This window comes from Trinickia sp. LjRoot230 (assembly GCF_964253315.1).
GTDB lineage: Bacteria > Pseudomonadota > Gammaproteobacteria > Burkholderiales > Burkholderiaceae > Trinickia.
Genome location: NZ_CAXUQX020000001.1, coordinates 1,878,577 through 1,896,797 on the forward strand (window position 1 = coordinate 1,878,577; position 18,221 = coordinate 1,896,797).

Below are 18,221 nucleotides of genomic sequence, written 5' to 3' on the forward strand. Positions count from 1 at the left end.
TGGCGAGCGCTTGGCTAACGCGTCGTTTCCCTCGGCAACTCGAGACCCAAGTACGCATACTCTTTTTCCCTCTGCGTTCGTATTGCGGGATCGCGCGCGTGCATGCTGACGTAGACTCGAAAGTCATCCGCGAACTTCACGATCGCGAGCCCTTCACCTTCGGCACGCGGCAGTTCTCCCGATACCTCCACCTCGCTTGAAACCTCGCATCCGGACGGGCCAACCCATTTCACATTCACCGATTTGCCCGGAATGGGCACCGGGGCGCTGGCAATATCGATGTGTACTGCCCGGAATCCAGCCGCGTCGATACCTCCGAGCTTCACCTCGCTCAGACCACGCTCGTCGCTCGGACCAAATTTCACGATCGTTTTTCTATGGCGGTTGTCGTTGACGAGCCTTACTGCTATCAACGCATACCCGCGTTTCGTCAGCGTCGCCTGATACGCCTCGGTTGCAGCGTCTGCTGCGCGTTGCCGTGCGGTGATCTCGATCTCGTTCCATACGTCGCCGCCCAATGCGGTATAGGAGTCGATCAACGCCGTGCTCCCACTACGAAATTGCGCAAGCGCTGCCTGCAGTGCGGGGTGATCGTCATACTGCGCACCGTATTCGAGGCCGAACATGGTATAGATGCCGAGATCTATCTTGTTCGAGATGCCGTATGCGAATGCCCGCTGAACGAGCGGCTCCAGTTGCTTAAACTGTTCGTTCATACAGCTACTAGCGTCGAGCACATCCGGCATGGCTTTGTGCAGCCACGCATACACTTGCGCGGGGGCGCTCTCGCGATGAAGGGCTCCCACCACCTCGCCGGACACCGGCAATGCCTCCCTCGCTGCGGGTAACGGAAGGTTCTCGCATGCAAGTTCGATGAGTTCGCCGTGAACGTCGCGGCACCACCAAGCGAGGCACGGCCCGAACATATAACGCCGGGTGTCCTCGGGAAACAAACGATGCAGCACCGGCAGATAGGCCGGCTGGTGGAAGAAGAACCACGCGTCTTCGCTATCCGGACCGAGTCTCGCGTGCAGCAGCGTCTGCAAATGGTCGACGAGTGGTTCGACTTCGTGCACGCTCCATAGCCATGACACGAACCGCCTGTCGTGCGTGGTCAGGTGCAAGAGGCTCCGGTATATGCCCAGCGGTTCGTCGCCCTCAGGTTCGGGACACGCAATCAAGAACGGTCCAATGTCCGCCAAATCATCCAACCCAGTGTTGGCGTAAAGCGGGAAGCGGGGCATCGCCTTGACGATGTCGGACAAGGTCGACTGCCAGCGGCGCGACATCGCCGCGAAATCGACCACTGCGTAAAGCCAGAATTGTGGATGTGCCGCTTTATATGCAGCGTACTGGTCGCGAAAGCGCTCCAGCAAGGGTTCGTTTTGTCGGAGTGACATGTGAGTTCGGCCGATGATTGCGTGATTACATGCGCACGAACGGCACGCCTGAACGGTTCGCGCGCAACGCGCATTCCGTCTCGGCAGGAATCGGCAGCACCGGCAGATCAGCGGGCAGGCAAGCAGGCCCAGCCCGATGGAACGCGGCAGCACGCCATATGCGTTGCCCCTGCGTCGCGTCCTCGATGCCGGTGGAGGTTATGCGGAAGAAGGAGCCGCCGCACTTGAATAGCAACTCTTTTTTTGCTTCGATTAGTACTCGCCCCCCCGTGCTGCTAATAGTCGTATCCTTCTCCGAGGCGATGCTGACTTCGTCGCTTTGGGCTTGAATCTGCACTTTGCCGCGCGCTGCGAATAGCTTGATGCCGAGCCGATGGGCGAACAGAGAAAGAACTTCGCCGGCCGCAATGGCGACATGCCTCATTGCGCTCACGTTGAATCGCGATGATGTGGTTACGCTCACATCTTTGCCGGCCGAAACCATCACTCGATCCGGCGTCACCATGCCGATGCCATTCGGCGCCGACAATGCAATGACCGACTTTTTCAAGCCCGCTAATTCTTCCTTCAGCCACTGGTTTTCCGCCTTTACATTGGCGATATCCGCGTGCGCGGCTCGTGCCACCTCGGCCAGCTCGCGTGCCTGGGCTTGTGTGAACTGGAATTGATCAGTCGCGGGTCTCATATCCGTCTGTTGACCCTGCGCCTTCGCCTGTATATCGGCCGATACGAGCATGCCGCCGCCTGCACGCAGATGCCCCCGCATATCGGTACGTAGCTCGAAACCTGCGCCGCGCTCCTTGTTGTTCCGATCGACCACGTAGCCCATGTTGAGCTGCGTCTTGCCGTGCTCGGTGGCGATCTTGATGTGCTGCTTGTCCGCGCGGTCGTCCATCTGCAGCGTGTTGTTCGTGCGCGTGCGAATCGTGTTGCGTGTGCCCCACGGCGCACCGGCGACGATCGGGTCCGGATCTTCCGCCGTATGCAGCACCTGGCTGATATATGGCAAATCAGGATTGCCCCACAGGAATCCCACCGTAACCATCGTCCCTTCGACGAGCCCGAAGTGAAACCCTGTGCGTCCCGCGCCCGCGAATGGTTTCGCCAGCCGCATCGGACAGCTTTGCAGTCCCGGCACGCGGGCATCGCGGTCAGCATGAAGGTGGACAATGTAGCGGCCTTTCTCGTCCAAGTACGGATTCTTGTGGTTGCTTGGCGACGCAATGGTGCCCGTGATGACGCCATCGATTCTCGGCCACGTGTTTTCATTGAGCGGCAGCCGGTAGAGAAGGTGCGAGGGAATCGCCGTGAACTCCACCCGATAAGACTGCTGGCGCGACGCGCGGCATGTCAACCGCACCGCCAGCAAGCCATGCTTGGCATCGGGCAATTTGCGATTGGAAAATTTCAGCACCGACGCGGGCGCCAGATCCAGCATGTCGCAGGTGCCGCGATACTCGATTTGTGTGGCAAGCGCCGCTTCGTGACGCAGCAGCGCTTCTTCTTTCGCCTCATCGTCATTCAGGTAAGGACCGCCCCATACGTAGGCCTCGCCATACGTCGTCGTATCGTTATGCAATTCTTTTACGCCATTTATCGGGGTGTGCGTACGCCGCTCGATGTTGTACGTGCGCACGCTATGGCATCTCGGAATCGTCGTTGCATGCATTTGCAGTGAACTGACCGATTCGACACCGCTACTGTGCAAGCCGCTCGCCTCGCGATAAGCCACCGTCAGATTCGGGCCGCGCCGATAGTGCGTGAAGTCGTCACAAAAATGCACTTGCTCGCAACGCTTGCCCGCCTCGCAGACGAACCAGATACCGCTGCGGCGACACAGCCGCGTAATGAACGCGAGATCGTCTTCGCCCCACTGCATCACGAAGGCGAGCTTGCGATACTGGCGATATAGCGTGAATTCGAAGTCCGCCATCAACTGATCGAAACCGTTTTCACGCAGAACTTTGCGGATGATGTCCGGGATACTGCTTTCGAGAAAGAAGCGGCATTTGGGATTGTTCCGCAGCAGTGCTAACCTGGACTCCAGCACCACTTCGTAGACGGACTGATCTCGGTTACTGCTTAGGAGCGCGAAGCAAGTGATGACGCCTTGAACGCGCCGCGCCGCTTCCGCCTCGCTCCAACGGTCAGGGGCTGGGGGCTGTATCAGAAATGTGGCGGGCTTGGTCAGGTACTCGGTACGCGACAGATCGTGCTGCGGATGCGTGAACTGAATCACGTACCGAGAGGGCTCGCCGATGGCGCGTGTGCCCTCGAACGAGAAAATATCGGCGAGCGCCGAACTGCGTGCCTGGGGTACGTGCAGGCCGTAGAAGGGATGGACGGTTTGCATGGTCGTCGTCGGCATCGCCCCGAACGACCTAATCGGTCAGCAACCGAAGATCAGAGGCGTTTTGTCAGTGAAACGCGCGAACGTAACAGCGTCTCCAAATGCTGTCGGTTAGCTCGCTACAAAATAGGACCAATTCGCCGCTTGTTACCGTTCGACCGTGATGCTTTCCGAATACTCGCCATTCATCCGCGCATCCGAGACTCGACCCCAGTTACCCCCCACCACGCCGGCAGCAAACGCCGAACTTCCGGCCGACGATAACGGTCGTCGATCAAATGCAGCACGCCGACATCCCGCTCGGTGCGCACCACGCGGCCTGCCGCCTGTATGACTTTTTGCAGCCCGGGATAAAGGTAGACATAGTCATACCCATTGCCGAACTTCGCTTCCATCGCACGCCGCATCTGTTCGTTGACGTCGTTGAGTTGCGGCAGACCGAGCGTGGCGACGAACGCTCCGATCAATTGCTCGCCGACGAGGTCAACGCCTTCGGAAAATGCGCCGCCCAACACGGCGAGCCCGACGCCACGGCTCGCACCGCGAAAGCGAGCGATAAAGGCTGCGCGTTGCGCTTCGTCCATGCGTGGCGCCTGCGTCCAGATCGGCAGTTCGGGGTAGCGCTCGCCAAGCAGCGCCGCGACACGCTCGAGATAATCGAAACTGCTAAGGAATGCTAAGTAATTGCCGGGGGTCGCCGCATACTGCGCCGCAATGAGTTCGGCGATCGGCGCAAGCGAACGCTCGCGATCGCGCCAGCGCGTCGATACATGAGCGGCCACATGCACGCTCAATTGCTCTGGCCGGAATGGACCGTCCACTTCGATATGGTCCGTCGATGCGGGCAGGCCCAGCGTGTCCCGATAAAAGTGCGCCGGGCTCAGCGTGCCGGAAAACATGACGGTCGTATGGGCTGCCGCATGTCGTTGTGCGAGGAACGCACCAGGAATGACATTACGTATGCATAGCGTGGATATCGGCTTCGAGCGCTGCGGGTGCACGTCCTCATGCGCCCCAAGCGTTACATCGAAGATCGAGTGATCGCCGAATTGCTCTGCCAACGTAACGAATTGCAGCGTATCGAAAAAAAAGCGCAGCAACGGTTCGTCGATCGCGGATGGATCCTCCGCGAGCCGATCAGTGACGGCGCTCGTCACATTCTGTGCAGCAGCAAGTAACCGCGGTTCGATTCGTTCATGCACTTGATAGCGTTGCGCTTGATCACGCGTCAGCGCACTCCATACACGTTGTAGACGTTGCAACGGTTTTCTGAGTGTGTCCGGCGCCGTCGTCAGTGCTCGCCGCAAGGCAGGCAGATCGAGCGCTGCCGTATACATTTTGCGGCCGCGATCGAGCAGGTTGTGCGCCTCGTCGACAAGCACCGCCACGCGCCATTGATTGGCCCGCGTCAACGCGTAGAGCAACGCGCTGCCATCGTAGTAATAGTTGTAGTCGCAAACGACCACGTCACTCCATCGCGCCAATTCTTGAGCGAGGTAATACGGGCAGACATCGTGGGCGAGGGCGATGTTGCGCACGGTGGGGCGATCGAGTTGTCGCTCATTCAGCGCCGCGCCGCGCGCCGCGGCCAGTCGGTCGTAAAAGCCGCGTGCAAGCGGGCACGAATCGCCGTGGCAGGCGAGTGCCGGATGCTCGCATGCCTTGTCGCGTGCTACGAGTTCGAGCGTGCGCAGCGGCAATCCGCCTCCACGCTCATGCAGTGTTTGAATGGCCTCCAACGCCAACGCGCGGCCGGGCGTTTTCGCCGTCAGAAAAAAGATGCGCTCGACATGTTGTTCGCCGCACGCTTTGAGTGCCGGGAAAATCGTCGCGAGCGTTTTGCCGATGCCGGTTGGCGCCTGTGCCAAAAGCGCTCGCCCGTCGCGTGCGGCTCGATACACTGCGACCGCCAACTCGCGCTGACCGCTGCGATAGGTCGGATGAGCAAACGCCAGTGCACGCAACGCCACTGTGCGCGCATCGCGGTGCGCTTGCTCTTGTCGCGACCAGTCGATGAATCGGTCGCACTGCTGAGTAAAAAACGATTCGAGCCATACCGCGTCGCACGTTTTTTCGATCACCGTTTCGTGATGGCTTGCCACATCGAAATACACGAGCGCAACGCAAATCCGTTCGAGCAGTCGCGTTTGACAAAGCAAATGCCCGTAGATGAATGCCTGCGCCCAATGCAACGCGCGATGATTGTCGGGCATCGCATCGAGTTCGCCGCGATAGGTCTTCACTTCTTCGAGGCGGTTTTGCGTCGCGTCGTAGCCGTCGGCACGCCCGCGCACGGTAAGCTCGCCATAGGTGCCGGTGAGTGCAATCTCGGCTTCGCGGCCGGCGCCGCGCCGGGCTGCCACAGTCGCGTGCCCGGCGATGCCTTCAAGCGCGCTCGGTGCAGGCGTGAAGCGCAAATCGAGATCGCCACGTTTCGCCGTGAACTCGCACAGCGCGCGCACCGCGACGACGTAGCTCATGCGCTCGCTCCCGTCAACGCATCTGCTGCGTCGTCAGCCCATCGCACATCGACTACCCGCGTCGGCATGCCATGCTGCGCGCAGTAAGAGAGCCAACGAATTTGATTGTCCTGCAGCCGGTCGCCCGGGCCCTTCACTTCGATCAGTTCATAGCGGCGCTCATCGGGCCAGAACCGGATCAGATCGGGGAGCCCCGATCGGTTCGATCGGATGTCGTCGAGCAAGCGAATGAACCAGAGCTTCAGGTGTGCGGCGGGCAGACACGCTAGCGCGAGTGTAACGAGCTCGTCGTTCAACACACCCCAGAAAACGAAGGGCGACTGCATGCCGGCCTTCTCGTGCAGGTGGTGAATGATCGTGTCGCGATAAGCGCCCGTATCGAGTTGCGCCAGACAGCGTTCGAAAGGTTCGGCTCGTCGCGTGTGGAAGTCGGGCGCGTGTAGATCGGCAGGGCCGCGCTGAAACGGATGAAAGAAGGCACCTTGCACCGGCTCAAACACTGCGTCCCAACACAGCAAGCCGAACAGCGAATTGATCAACGCATTTTCGACGTAATACGCCGGTGCATGTGGCGTATGCAGATGTGCGCGGACGACATGTTCGACCGACGTAGGCTCGGCCGGCCGGGCAAGCACGAGTGCGGCACGCTCGATCGCTGGCGATGGCGGACGGCGTGCGATTGGCTCGCCGAGCCGCCGCGCGAGCCGGGACAACATACGCATGACGCGCTGATGCTCGGCCTCGCTTGCCGGTTCGCCGCCCACTTGCAAGCCCAGCGTGAATGCCTCACCGTAGCGGCCGCCGCGCTCAAGCACACGTATGCGTCGATAGCGCGCCTCGGGCCATCGGCACTGCGCGTAGATCTCGAGTGCGAGGTCCCAATCCTGCTGTTGTTCGGCACGATAACCGATGCGATAGAGCAGCTTCGCACGACGCATCTCGATCCATGCATTCTCGATGCGAATCGTAACGGCGGCTTCGGAAAGTGTGCGCAGGAACGCCGATTCATCGAGCACATCGCCTGCAATCAATGCATCAAATGCTTCACGACACGCTTGCAGCGAAAGATAGGCATCGATATCCGCGCGCCGCTGAAACGCGCGGGCCGATTGCGAAAATGCGACCGTCTCGTAGCGCAACAAACCAAGATCGGCCAACACGAACTCCGACCAGTCCTGCTGCAGATTGCCGAAAAACATCAGCCGCAGTCGGTCGCAAAGCGGCGCGATCGTCACTTGCAGTACGCGTTCGGGCGTTGCGGCTGTGGTGTTCCAGCCCCGATATGGACGCGCCTCCGTCCCATACGTTGCGCGCAGCACATCGAGCAGTTCCGGCTTACGGCAATGCTTGCGTACCGCGGCGTCGCCAAATAGGGTTGACAGTTCGGCGCGCGTCACAAGCGGAAACAACTCTTCGATCGTCAAGGCAGTGTCCGCGTTCACCCAGCCTAGCGACACCAAAGGCGCCGCAGCTTGCAACGGGCAACCGATTTCGTCGTAGCGCAGTTTGCTCGCGCGAAAATGCGGGCCCTTGCGCATCAGCATACGCACGAGCAGCGCGCGTGACACTAGCGGCAGACGGCCGAATTCGATCAGAAACGCGCGCTCGAGCGCATCGAAAAGATCGTTGTAGCGTTCGGATATCCACGCGAGCGCGCGCTCGAAATTCAGCAGGTAGTAGGGGGCGTTGGGAGAAGAAATGGCGTTCGGCACGGACGTTCATTAGCTGTATATTTGTACAGTGTGCGCCGGGAGACCGGTAGAGATCAAGGGGTGAAAGTCCCCGACATTGCAAGAACTAGCGATTCACGATGTCCCCGAGTCATGCGTGGTCAGCCGCGAGGCGGGCTGCGAAGCGTTGACAGGGGTGCTGATAGGCCAGCCATCGAGCCACGAAATGGATACATTCCCGAGTGCTGACGTACTACTGTATGCGGAAGGCAATACCGCGGGGCGCGCCATCGCAAGCGCCATGCGGACTCGGCGCGGTCTTAGACCCTGGCATGTCAGTACGATCTCTATGCGGGAACCGGGAGATCTCCTATTTGGCCGCGGACGGAGGTGTCGTCGAGCGGTCCGCATCGGGAAGGTGAGGAGCCAAAGCCGATGACGAACGAATGGGAGAAGTCGGACTCGCCCATAGTAGCGAAGAAGCTGGCGAACAAATCCGGGCAACCAGACGCGGAGCCGGCGGAGCGAAGGGGCGGGGCCAAGGGGAACACGGGCTGGTCGCGCATGCGCCGGACGCAGAGCCGGATAAGCGTGTCCCAGAGGCTGGACCGTGTGCGACAAGCCGCAAGGCAAAGGAAGAAGGAGAGGTTCACGGCGTTGTTCCACCTGATCGACTTCGACCTACTGGCGACGGCGTTCTTCTGGCTGAAACGGAAGGCGGCAGCCGGGGTTGATGGCGTGACGTGGCACGACTATGAGCTAGATCTGGATCGAAATCTCGAAGACCTGCATGGCCGACTCCACCGGCAGGCTTATCGGGCGCTGCCCAGTCGCAGGCGGTACATACCGAAAGCGGATGGAAAACAGCGACCGCTGGGCATTGCCGCACTGGAAGACAAAATCGTCCAGCGCGCGCTGGTGGCGGTCCTCAATGCGATCTACGAGACGGACTTCCTGGGCTTCTCATACGGTTTTCGTCCGCGACGCAGCCAGCACGATGCGTTGGATGCACTCGCAACGGGAATCGCTCGCACGAGCGTGAGCTGGATACTGGACGCCGACATCAGCAGGTTCTTCGATACGGTCAACCACGACTGGCTGACCCGATTCGTTGAGCACCGCATAGGCGACCAGCGCGTGATTCGACTGATCCGCAAATGGCTGAAGGCGGGAGCGATGGAAGACGGGGTGATCGAGCCCACCGACGAGGGGACACCGCAAGGGTCTGTCATCTCGCCGCTGCTGGCGAATATCTACCTGCACTACGTCTTCGACCTCTGGGCAAATCAATGGCGTAAGCGCCATGCCGAGGGTAACGTCGTGATCGTCCGATACGCCGACGACGTCGTGATTGGTTTCGATAAACCACATGATGCGAAGCGGTTCAGGCGGGCCATGCAACAGCGACTGGAGCAGTTTGGGCTGTCGGTGCACCCGGAGAAAACCCGGCTGATCGAGTTCGGGCGCTTTGCGGCCCGCAACCGAGCCGGCCGAGGGCTGGGCAAACCCGAGACGTTCAACTTCCTCGGATTCACCCACATCAGCGGCCGTGCTAGAGACGGCAGGTTCATGCTCATGCGCAAAACGCGGAGCGACCGACTCCGCACGGCGCTGAAGGGGATCAAGGATGAGTTGCGGCACAGATGGCACCAGTCGATTCCCGAGCAAGGGGACTGGTTACGCCGCGTGGTCCAAGGGTACTTCAACTACCACGCGGTGCCGACCAACTTCGCTGCGCTGCGGGCCTTGCGCGCACGCGTGATTGACCTCTGGAGGTTGGCGCTACGGCGCCGCAGTCAGAAGGACGACACCACGTGGGCGAAGATGCAACGGCTTGCGAAGCAGTGGATACCCAAGGCTCGCATCCTTCACCCCTGGCCGGTCGTGCGGTTTGACGCCAACTACCCGAGGCAGGAGCCCGGTGCGCGAATCGCGCACGCCGGGATCTGTGCGGGGGGTGTCCAGTAATGGACATTCCTACCGCGACGTGCGCCGGGAGACCGGTAGAGATCAAGGGGTGAAAGTCCCCGACATTGCAAGAACTAGCGATTCACGATGTCCCCGAGTCATGCGTGGTCAGCCGCGAGGCGGGCTGCGAAGCGTTGACAGGGGTGCTGATAGGCCAGCCATCGAGCCACGAAATGGATACATTCCCGAGTGCTGACGTACTACTGTATGCGGAAGGCAATACCGCGGGGCGCGCCATCGCAAGCGCCATGCGGACTCGGCGCGGTCTTAGACCCTGGCATGTCAGTACGATCTCTATGCGGGAACCGGGAGATCTCCTATTTGGCCGCGGACGGAGGTGTCGTCGAGCGGTCCGCATCGGGAAGGTGAGGAGCCAAAGCCGATGACGAACGAATGGGAGAAGTCGGACTCGCCCATAGTAGCGAAGAAGCTGGCGAACAAATCCGGGCAACCAGACGCGGAGCCGGCGGAGCGAAGGGGCGGGGCCAAGGGGAACACGGGCTGGTCGCGCATGCGCCGGACGCAGAGCCGGATAAGCGTGTCCCAGAGGCTGGACCGTGTGCGACAAGCCGCAAGGCAAAGGAAGAAGGAGAGGTTCACGGCGTTGTTCCACCTGATCGACTTCGACCTACTGGCGACGGCGTTCTTCTGGCTGAAACGGAAGGCGGCAGCCGGGGTTGATGGCGTGACGTGGCACGACTATGAGCTAGATCTGGATCGAAATCTCGAAGACCTGCATGGCCGACTCCACCGGCAGGCTTATCGGGCGCTGCCCAGTCGCAGGCGGTACATACCGAAAGCGGATGGAAAACAGCGACCGCTGGGCATTGCCGCACTGGAAGACAAAATCGTCCAGCGCGCGCTGGTGGCGGTCCTCAATGCGATCTACGAGACGGACTTCCTGGGCTTCTCATACGGTTTTCGTCCGCGACGCAGCCAGCACGATGCGTTGGATGCACTCGCAACGGGAATCGCTCGCACGAGCGTGAGCTGGATACTGGACGCCGACATCAGCAGGTTCTTCGATACGGTCAACCACGACTGGCTGACCCGATTCGTTGAGCACCGCATAGGCGACCAGCGCGTGATTCGACTGATCCGCAAATGGCTGAAGGCGGGAGCGATGGAAGACGGGGTGATCGAGCCCACCGACGAGGGGACACCGCAAGGGTCTGTCATCTCGCCGCTGCTGGCGAATATCTACCTGCACTACGTCTTCGACCTCTGGGCAAATCAATGGCGTAAGCGCCATGCCGAGGGTAACGTCGTGATCGTCCGATACGCCGACGACGTCGTGATTGGTTTCGATAAACCACATGATGCGAAGCGGTTCAGGCGGGCCATGCAACAGCGACTGGAGCAGTTTGGGCTGTCGGTGCACCCGGAGAAAACCCGGCTGATCGAGTTCGGGCGCTTTGCGGCCCGCAACCGAGCCGGCCGAGGGCTGGGCAAACCCGAGACGTTCAACTTCCTCGGATTCACCCACATCAGCGGCCGTGCTAGAGACGGCAGGTTCATGCTCATGCGCAAAACGCGGAGCGACCGACTCCGCACGGCGCTGAAGGGGATCAAGGATGAGTTGCGGCACAGATGGCACCAGTCGATTCCCGAGCAAGGGGACTGGTTACGCCGCGTGGTCCAAGGGTACTTCAACTACCACGCGGTGCCGACCAACTTCGCTGCGCTGCGGGCCTTGCGCGCACGCGTGATTGACCTCTGGAGGTTGGCGCTACGGCGCCGCAGTCAGAAGGACGACACCACGTGGGCGAAGATGCAACGGCTTGCGAAGCAGTGGATACCCAAGGCTCGCATCCTTCACCCCTGGCCGGTCGTGCGGTTTGACGCCAACTACCCGAGGCCGGAGCCCGGTGCGCGAATCGCGCACGCCGGGATCTGTGCGGGGGGTGTCCAGTAATGGACATTCCTACCGCGACGATGATATCGGGGTTCGGGGAGCAACGGAACAGCCAACCGACGTAAGGAATACACCACCCGCCGGGAAGCCCGTGGATAGGTCATCCGTGCGGCCCGACGTGCACAAACGATCCTTTGTGCATTGCCTACGTACAGTCCGCCAACTAAGGCCGGAGCCGTTGCAAAACCCTGTTGCCATGGCATTTTCGATGGCACAGGGTTTTGCATTCCAACGAAAACCGTCTTATCTCGGTTGGCTGTTCCGTTGATCCCCAGACTCCGAGAACTGCCATGCGTGAGAAGAAAACCGTCTCGCGCGCACGCGCTGGCAAGCGCGCGGGCTAGGCGCCGGGCACATGGGGCGCAGCGGCGCGTTCGGCCGCAGCAAAAAAACAGTTGGCACCATGGCGGACGCCCCGCCCGAACTAATCGGCAAGCACGAATCGGCCAGCTTGAAGACCGAAACCGCGCCATCGAGGCCCGTCGCCTGAGCTTCGAGCGATCGCGATACTCCGGTGAGTTCCTCAACAAGCGTGGGTCGCCGATTTGCGCGATGGCGATATTGACGGGGAGGTTGAGCGCGCTGCGCCTGCTCAACCTGGTCATGCTCGACCGGCTACGACGCGGCCACGAACGATTCGTTTGACCACCGATTTATCTTCGGTTCGGCGCGATTACAGGTTTCTCCCCGCAGGCCTGCGGGGAGAAACCTCTATTGGGTCAGAATCGATCAACGCAGCCGGTACTGCTCCACGGCTTGAAGGCTTCGGATCACGTCGGGGTGGTAATGCCATGCTGGTCGATGAGCTGCTGCGCCGATGCGCCGCTGCGCCGCCGCCAACCTCGGCGAGCAGACGGCGCCCAATTGCGGGGTCTGCAAGAGACCCTGGAGACTGCTGCCTAGATCGGGCCACCCCAGGCGTAGCCGACATGGACGGCAGCCCGTCAAGCGATCCAGACGTCGGACTTCGTGTAGGACGGCCCGTGTCCGAGGACGAAGCTGCCGCATTAGGTTCTCCCGTTGGCGAATAATCGGCAGGATCAGTGGAACCCGGTCCATGAACAGGAGTTGACTTCAATTAAAAGCCCAATTTAACGCGCCTTCGCCAGGCCCGCCCCGCCACACACGAACCAGCACGTTGAACCCCGAAGTGGTTCAACGTGCTGGTACCGTGCGCGCACGGAAGCTCTTATGGTTATCGCTGAATCGCGGTGCAGAAAAATGCCTGAAAGTCCTTGCTGGACAAGGCTTCGCATTATGTTGGAATGCGTTTCTCCCCGCAGGGAAATTCATCTAATGGCTAGGGCCGGGGTAGGGACGCTCAATCGAACGCTGCTGTTCGCGCTCGATTGAGCGTTTTTGCTCCTGTAGCACGTACTCTGCATGGCGCCGATGCTCCTCCATCTCGTTGTGCCATCTCACGATCTGCCGTGCGCCGTCGATCTGCTTGGCCAACTCCGGGTGCTTCGCGCGGACCCGTGTTTCCGTTACCGTTTTCACGTAGGCCTTTTCCTCGGGCGTGTCCGGATATCGAGGCCCAATGTAGCGCGGGTCGTGCTTCAGGTTTGAGATCGCCAGCCGGTAGAACTGCAGTCGGTTCTCCAGAACCTGGCGCGCGGTATCCCATGACATGGGCTCTTGATCGCGCTCACGGATAGGGGTGGTGACCACATAGCCGCCAAATATGCCATCTGTGAGTTGAAACCCTTTACCGGCAAGGCTTTCAACTGGTTCCGCTCTCGATAGGGCTAGGTCCAGTGAGAGCGTTGCCCCGTGGCCGAAAACCCGATCAATAGACCACATTCCGAATTTCGATAGGAAGTTTCCTGGACATCAAGAAACCTATTGATCGAGGAACGCGAGCCACATGGCACATATGACGGCTATGTGGTCACTACCCCATTCTGGCTGATCTGGCCGATTCGACGCGTGTCGCTTGACATAGGAGCGTCAATGCACCGACCGAAAGCCTGTGGGGTTCGTTGAAAGTTGCACGCCTGCATGGCCGGCACTTTGCGACCCGGCGTGCGGCAATGGATGAAATCGTGGACTGGCTTGGCTTTTACAATTCGCGCCGGCTACACTCGACGCTCGACTACGTCAGCCCCATGACGTTCGAGAAAAACTGGTTTGCCGCCCAACAGAGGCGAGCCGCATAAATCTCTCAGCTATGGGATTCGCGAAACAGGGGCAAGGTCATTCCAAACATGCTCAAGCAACTTCACCCCCATGCGGGCGGGCTACGTTGGCTGGGCGTACCGTAGGTCTCGTCCCTGCGCCAGCTCTTACCCACCGGGCGTTTGCATTTGCGAAACGCCTTTTCGAACAACGGCACGAGCTTGATCACCCACCGGTGAACGCTCGAGTGATCCACCTCGATCCCTCGTTCGGACATCAAGTCCGCGCGCGGGCTGCGCGGCTGTGCGCGGCGATCTCGGGCGCTACCGTAGAGGGCCGTGTGAAGCTCGCCGTTGTGCGGTTTCGTAGTAGCCGTGCCGCCGACGCAAGGTGTGCCGCCATGATTTATCACGCGCACCGGTGCCCAAGCGCGGTGCGCCTGCGCGCGAGATCGTAGGATCGCGTGCTTTCTCGTTTGTTCACTCAGAAACGCTATGCCACGCAGTGTTGCCGCAGTGTCTAGCCTATCGATTAGGCGCATGAGCGCATGGGCTTTTCTGCCCATCGTCTACGGCGATGGCCGTGGTGCGGCGCATGCTTCCAGGCAATCGAAGGGCGCACTCATGAACACACTGACAATGTTTTCGTTTTGGCGTACGTCTGCGGCGAGATTGCTCGACCTTGCGATGCAGTTGCGACCGATTCGCTGGGTCGGGACCGACAAGATGTTGTGCGAGCATGCCAGCAGCCCGCAGCTCGTTGGATGCGAGCCCGGCTCGAGGGTTTATGGGCTCGATGCGCAAAACGTGCGCGACGTCCTTTCGAAGCCGCTGGCCCGGGTCGGGCTCTCGCGTGGCGGTCGCCGACAAAAAGACAGGAGTCCTAATGGTCAACTATCGGCTCGTTGCGATGGTGCTCTTCGTCACGATCGGAACGGCAAACGCCCGATATGGCGAGCTTCGTCCGGCGCTCGCGCACATGGTGGGGCATAGCGGGCCGCGCATGATGTCGCGTTGGCGGTTGCTGATGCCGGCGAAGTCGACGACACTGCGCGATCACTGCCACGACCATCTGACTTCGCTCAAATGGTTTGTGCGTGTGCTCGACGAACTCGCGCGCGCGAGCGAGCTCAATGCGGCGGCGATGCGCGCGCGACCGGGCAGCGAAGCGGAGGCGTTGCCGCATACGCACCATGGCGCCCTGCGTGAAATCATCTCGCGAGTCAGTCTGGCTAATATTTGATCATTGACTCCTAAGGTGGTGCTCGTGTCTCCCGATACTTCTCCCATCGTTCTTTCCGGAGCGAGCTTTGCAACCTCGGTGTTCATGGCAGCGATCGGGATAGAAACCCGATTGTTGTCCGCTTATGCCGCGGGCGTCGTGCTGGGTGCCGGTATCGGCTGCTTGTTGCTCGGCAGAATACCGGATGCCAATCTTTCGAAGCTGCTCGGTGCCTTTCACGTGGACGTCGATCCTGCGCTACCTCGGGAAGTTTATCGGAAACTTCCTGCTCCTCGGGTGTATTCAGGCGTTCTTATCGAACATTTGGCAGTGACCAATTGATCAGTCAGGAGATGGGTTCATGCACGACACGCAGAAAACTTCCTGGGAGTGGTTGGCGCACGGCATGGATCCGCGGCTCGGCCCGGTTTCCCGCGAGTACGGGTTCATGTTCGACCCGAGAGCCATGCGCGAAGCCCGCGTCGTCTTGCCAGATTCGTGGCTGAGCCTTTGGCAGGAACTGCCAGGGCATTTCATTCAGAAGCGGGTCCGCGATCTGTGCGTTCACGAGGCGGAGCCGCTGAACGTCGACGCCATTCATGCAGAGTGCGGCGATGACCCGCTGGCCTTCATGAAGACCAAGAGCATCGTCTTCTGCATCGCGCAGGCTTGCATCGACTTCGACCGCGTGATCGCCCAGGAGATGCCCGAGCCCGAGCCGCTGCCCGAGCAGGTGCAGAGCGCGATGAATCGCTTCGCCGAGTTCTGCCGTTGCCCGGACTACTGTGCGCTCGCGGACATGAGCCTCACGGCATCCATCCTGGTGAACGACGACGCCGACCTACTCGACTGCACGTTCGACGACTTCAAGTTGATCTGCCCGGTCAACAATGCACCCACGTACGAGGAAGAGGCGAGGAACGACCTCGAACCCGCACGCATCCGCGGCCAAGCCGAGAACCGCTTCCACAACACACCCACGATGATGGAGTACCGCGTCAGCGACCTGGTCGAGATCGTCGCCAACACCCAGCGCGCGATCGATGACTATCGGGCGCTGTCGTCGAGCGAGGAGCAGGACCGGCTGGTCGTCGAGATCTTGCACCAAATCGGGAGAGCCAAGGAGTCGTTCACGCGACTACGCAAAGGCTTCGCGTTGCTCTCCCGGCGAACGGTCGATCCAGTCGTCTGGCACCGCGACATCGTCAAGTACACGTCGGGTTACGGCGGGCACCTCGGGCTCTCTGGACCGCAAACCCCGTGCGTTCACCTGATCGATGCCTTCCTCGGGCGAAAGACGTTTGCCACGGAGCTGGGCAAGACGTCGCTCAAGGCGTTCCAGCAGACCCAATACAACCACCAATGCTTTATCCAGAGCGTCGCAAACGGACCGCAGCTGCGGAGCTTCGCCGAAGAATGCGCGGCTCAGCGCGCGGACCACCCCGTGGCCTTGGCGTTCAACGATCTGGTCGACTCCTATACCAAGGGTTTCCTGTCCGTGCACAAAGGCCGAGCTGTCGATTTCGCCAAGATGGGCTTCAGCGAAGCCGGCCCACGGGAGTTCACCGCCGAAACCGAGTACGAGTGGCCCGCCCCCGAAAACGTCGTCGGCAAGCTAGAACGCTTCTTCGACGAAGCGACCCGAGAGCGCGATCAGGTCAAGCTCGATTGTTCCCCGTCAGCACCTATGGCCCAGATTTGAGGTCGTGCCCTGTGGCGTTGGTGCAGGGATAGGAGTCTGGGGATCAACGGAACAGCCAACCGAGATAAGACGGTTTTCGTTGGAATGCAAAACCCTGTGCCATCGAAAACGCCATGGCAACAGGGTTTTGCAACGGCTCCGGCCTTAGTTGGCGGACTGTACGTAGGCAATGCACAAAGGATCGTTTGTGCACGTCGGGCCGCACGGATGACCTATCCACGGGCTTCCCGGCGGGTGGTGTATTCCTTACGTTGGTTGGCTGTTCCGTTGCTCCCCGAACCCCATATCAGAGAGCGGGCGCATGCTAGCGTCGTTAGGACTCCGAACTATCGTGCCCTTTTTTGCAATCCCTCCCAAATGCCGTTCAAATAGACAGCACCCAACGCGCGATCGTAGAGTCCATAACCGGGGCGCCCGGTTTCGCCCCAGATCATGCGGCCGTGATCGGGCCGCGCGTAACCTTCGAAGCCCACTTCGAAGTAAGCCTTGACGATTTCCGCCATATCGAGCGAGCCGTCGGCGGAGCGATGCGACGTTTCGTGGAAGTCGCCGGCAGCGTTGGTGCGCACATTGCGCAGATGCGCAAAATGAATGCGGCCGCGGCCGCCGAACTCGCGTACCAGCGCGGGGATGTCGTTGTGCTCGTCGGCACCGAGCGAGCCGGAACACAGGGTCAGCCCGTTTGCTGGATCGTCGACGATCGATAACAGCCGATCGAGGTCGTCACGATTTTTAACGATGCGCGGCAGTCCGAAGATGGGGCGGGGCGGATCGTCAGGATGAATCGCCATCTTGATGCCAGCTTCTTTCGCCACCGGAATGATGGCGTGCAAAAAGTACGCGAGGTTGGCCCATAACCCTGCCTCGTCGAGCGCGGCATATTCGGCCAACAGCGACTTCAGCTCATCGCGCCGATAACTCGTGTCCCAGCCCGGCAGCGCAATGCCTTCCTCGATATCGAGCGCGTCGATCGCCTGCGCATCGAAGGCGAGCGTGGTGGAGCCGTCGGGTAGGCGCATTTCAAGCGACGTGCGGGTCCAGTCGAACACCGGCATGAAGTTGTAGCAGACCACCTTGATGCCGCATGCGGCGAGGTGGCGTAAGGTCTCGCCATAATGCTCGATCAGCGAATCGCGTGTGGGCTTGCCGAGCTTGATGTCTTCGTGAACCGGCACACTTTCGATGACTTCGAGTGTGAGCCCGTGCGCTTCGACTGTTGCTTTGAGCGCTGCGATTTTTTCGATCGGCCAGGTCTCGCCGACGGGCACGTCGTAGATTGCTGAAACGATCCCGCCTACTCCGGGAATCTGGCGGATGTAGGAAAGCGGCACGGGGTCCGCCGCGCCATACCAGCGAAACGTCATTTTCATGTTGGTTCGGAGTCCTTAATACCGGAT

At 60.5% G+C, this 18,221-nt stretch carries 11 protein-coding genes and 2 pseudogenes; 6 read left to right on the forward strand and 7 right to left on the reverse strand.

The annotated features are described in order from the left end of the window. Window positions 1-14: 14 nt before the first annotated feature. The 4 genes from ACSQ20_RS08800 to ACSQ20_RS08815 form a co-directional block, all read right to left on the reverse strand. Window positions 15-1,400, reverse strand: coding sequence for a DUF4123 domain-containing protein (locus tag ACSQ20_RS08800; protein WP_436019023.1), 1,386 nt, complete (start codon window positions 1,398-1,400; stop codon window positions 15-17). 25 nt (window positions 1,401-1,425) lie between these two features. Continuing rightward, complete coding sequence (locus ACSQ20_RS08805; protein ID WP_436019025.1) at window positions 1,426-3,753, reverse strand: type VI secretion system Vgr family protein; 2,328 nt, start codon at window positions 3,751-3,753, stop codon at window positions 1,426-1,428. A 182-nt stretch (window positions 3,754-3,935) separates the two neighbouring features. Then, window positions 3,936-6,230: a helicase C-terminal domain-containing protein gene (locus ACSQ20_RS08810; RefSeq protein ID WP_436019027.1), complete on the reverse strand. Its 2,295-nt coding sequence runs from the start codon at window positions 6,228-6,230 to the stop codon at window positions 3,936-3,938. After that, window positions 6,227-7,942, reverse strand: coding sequence for a VRR-NUC domain-containing protein (locus ACSQ20_RS08815; RefSeq protein ID WP_436019029.1), 1,716 nt, complete (start codon window positions 7,940-7,942; stop codon window positions 6,227-6,229). Before ACSQ20_RS08815 ends, ACSQ20_RS08810 begins: the two co-directional genes overlap by 4 nt. Before the next feature lie 393 nt (window positions 7,943-8,335). Between ACSQ20_RS08815 and ltrA (ACSQ20_RS08820) the strand changes: the two genes are divergently transcribed. Continuing rightward, window positions 8,336-9,868 (forward strand): group II intron reverse transcriptase/maturase, encoded by a 1,533-nt coding sequence (ltrA, locus tag ACSQ20_RS08820; RefSeq protein ID WP_436018321.1) that lies wholly within the window; start codon window positions 8,336-8,338, stop codon window positions 9,866-9,868. Between the two features lie 382 nt (window positions 9,869-10,250). Then, the gene (gene ltrA, locus ACSQ20_RS08825; protein WP_436019031.1) at window positions 10,251-11,783 is read left to right on the forward strand and encodes a group II intron reverse transcriptase/maturase; all 1,533 of its coding nucleotides are present in this window, start codon (window positions 10,251-10,253) and stop codon (window positions 11,781-11,783) included. A 1,293-nt stretch (window positions 11,784-13,076) separates the two neighbouring features. On the opposite strand, the gene ACSQ20_RS08830 is transcribed toward ltrA (ACSQ20_RS08825), so the two are convergent. After that, window positions 13,077-13,586: a hypothetical protein gene (locus ACSQ20_RS08830; protein WP_436019033.1), complete on the reverse strand. Its 510-nt coding sequence runs from the start codon at window positions 13,584-13,586 to the stop codon at window positions 13,077-13,079. A gap of 149 nt (window positions 13,587-13,735) precedes the next feature. Here ACSQ20_RS08830 and ACSQ20_RS08835 point away from each other — a divergent pair. Beyond that, a pseudogene (locus tag ACSQ20_RS08835) lies at window positions 13,736-13,942 on the forward strand (IS3 family transposase); the annotation flags it as partial. Between the two features lie 101 nt (window positions 13,943-14,043). Here ACSQ20_RS08835 and ACSQ20_RS08840 read toward each other — a convergent pair. After that, window positions 14,044-14,184: pseudogene (locus ACSQ20_RS08840) on the reverse strand (IS6 family transposase); the annotation flags it as partial. Window positions 14,185-14,786: 602 nt separating this feature from the next. On the opposite strand from ACSQ20_RS08840, the gene ACSQ20_RS08845 reads away from it, so the two are divergent. From ACSQ20_RS08845 to ACSQ20_RS08855, 3 genes are read left to right on the forward strand one after another with little or no spacing between them, the layout of a single operon-like run. After that, a complete protein-coding gene (locus tag ACSQ20_RS08845; RefSeq protein WP_436019035.1) occupies window positions 14,787-15,143 on the forward strand; it encodes a hypothetical protein in 357 nt (118 codons plus the stop codon). Between the two features lie 24 nt (window positions 15,144-15,167). Beyond that, entirely contained in the window at window positions 15,168-15,464 is a 297-nt protein-coding gene (locus ACSQ20_RS08850) for a hypothetical protein (protein ID WP_436019037.1), read from the forward strand. 19 nt (window positions 15,465-15,483) lie between these two features. Next, a complete protein-coding gene (locus ACSQ20_RS08855; RefSeq protein ID WP_436019039.1) occupies window positions 15,484-16,824 on the forward strand; it encodes a hypothetical protein in 1,341 nt (446 codons plus the stop codon). Between the two features lie 326 nt (window positions 16,825-17,150). Here the strand turns inward: ACSQ20_RS08855 and uxuA are convergent, their stop codons facing one another. Then, window positions 17,151-18,194: a mannonate dehydratase gene (gene uxuA / locus ACSQ20_RS08860; RefSeq protein WP_436019041.1), complete on the reverse strand. Its 1,044-nt coding sequence runs from the start codon at window positions 18,192-18,194 to the stop codon at window positions 17,151-17,153. Window positions 18,195-18,221: the final 27 nt, after the last annotated feature.

What these genes read in the sequence shown, in the direction of transcription:
- ACSQ20_RS08800 (WP_436019023.1), bottom strand. Translation starts at nt 1,400, where the DNA reads ATGTCACTCCGACAAAACGAACCCTTGCTGGAGCGCTTTCGCGACCAG.
- ACSQ20_RS08805 (WP_436019025.1), bottom strand. Translation starts at nt 3,753, where the DNA reads ATGCAAACCGTCCATCCCTTCTACGGCCTGCACGTACCCCAGGCACGC.
- ACSQ20_RS08810 (WP_436019027.1), bottom strand. Translation starts at nt 6,230, where the DNA reads ATGAGCTACGTCGTCGCGGTGCGCGCGCTGTGCGAGTTCACGGCGAAA.
- ltrA (WP_436018321.1), top strand. Translation starts at nt 8,336, where the DNA reads ATGACGAACGAATGGGAGAAGTCGGACTCGCCCATAGTAGCGAAGAAG.
- ltrA (WP_436019031.1), top strand. Translation starts at nt 10,251, where the DNA reads ATGACGAACGAATGGGAGAAGTCGGACTCGCCCATAGTAGCGAAGAAG.
- ACSQ20_RS08830 (WP_436019033.1), bottom strand. Translation starts at nt 13,586, where the DNA reads ATGTGGTCTATTGATCGGGTTTTCGGCCACGGGGCAACGCTCTCACTG.
- ACSQ20_RS08845 (WP_436019035.1), top strand. Translation starts at nt 14,787, where the DNA reads ATGGTCAACTATCGGCTCGTTGCGATGGTGCTCTTCGTCACGATCGGA.
- ACSQ20_RS08855 (WP_436019039.1), top strand. Translation starts at nt 15,484, where the DNA reads ATGCACGACACGCAGAAAACTTCCTGGGAGTGGTTGGCGCACGGCATG.
- uxuA (WP_436019041.1), bottom strand. Translation starts at nt 18,194, where the DNA reads ATGAAAATGACGTTTCGCTGGTATGGCGCGGCGGACCCCGTGCCGCTT.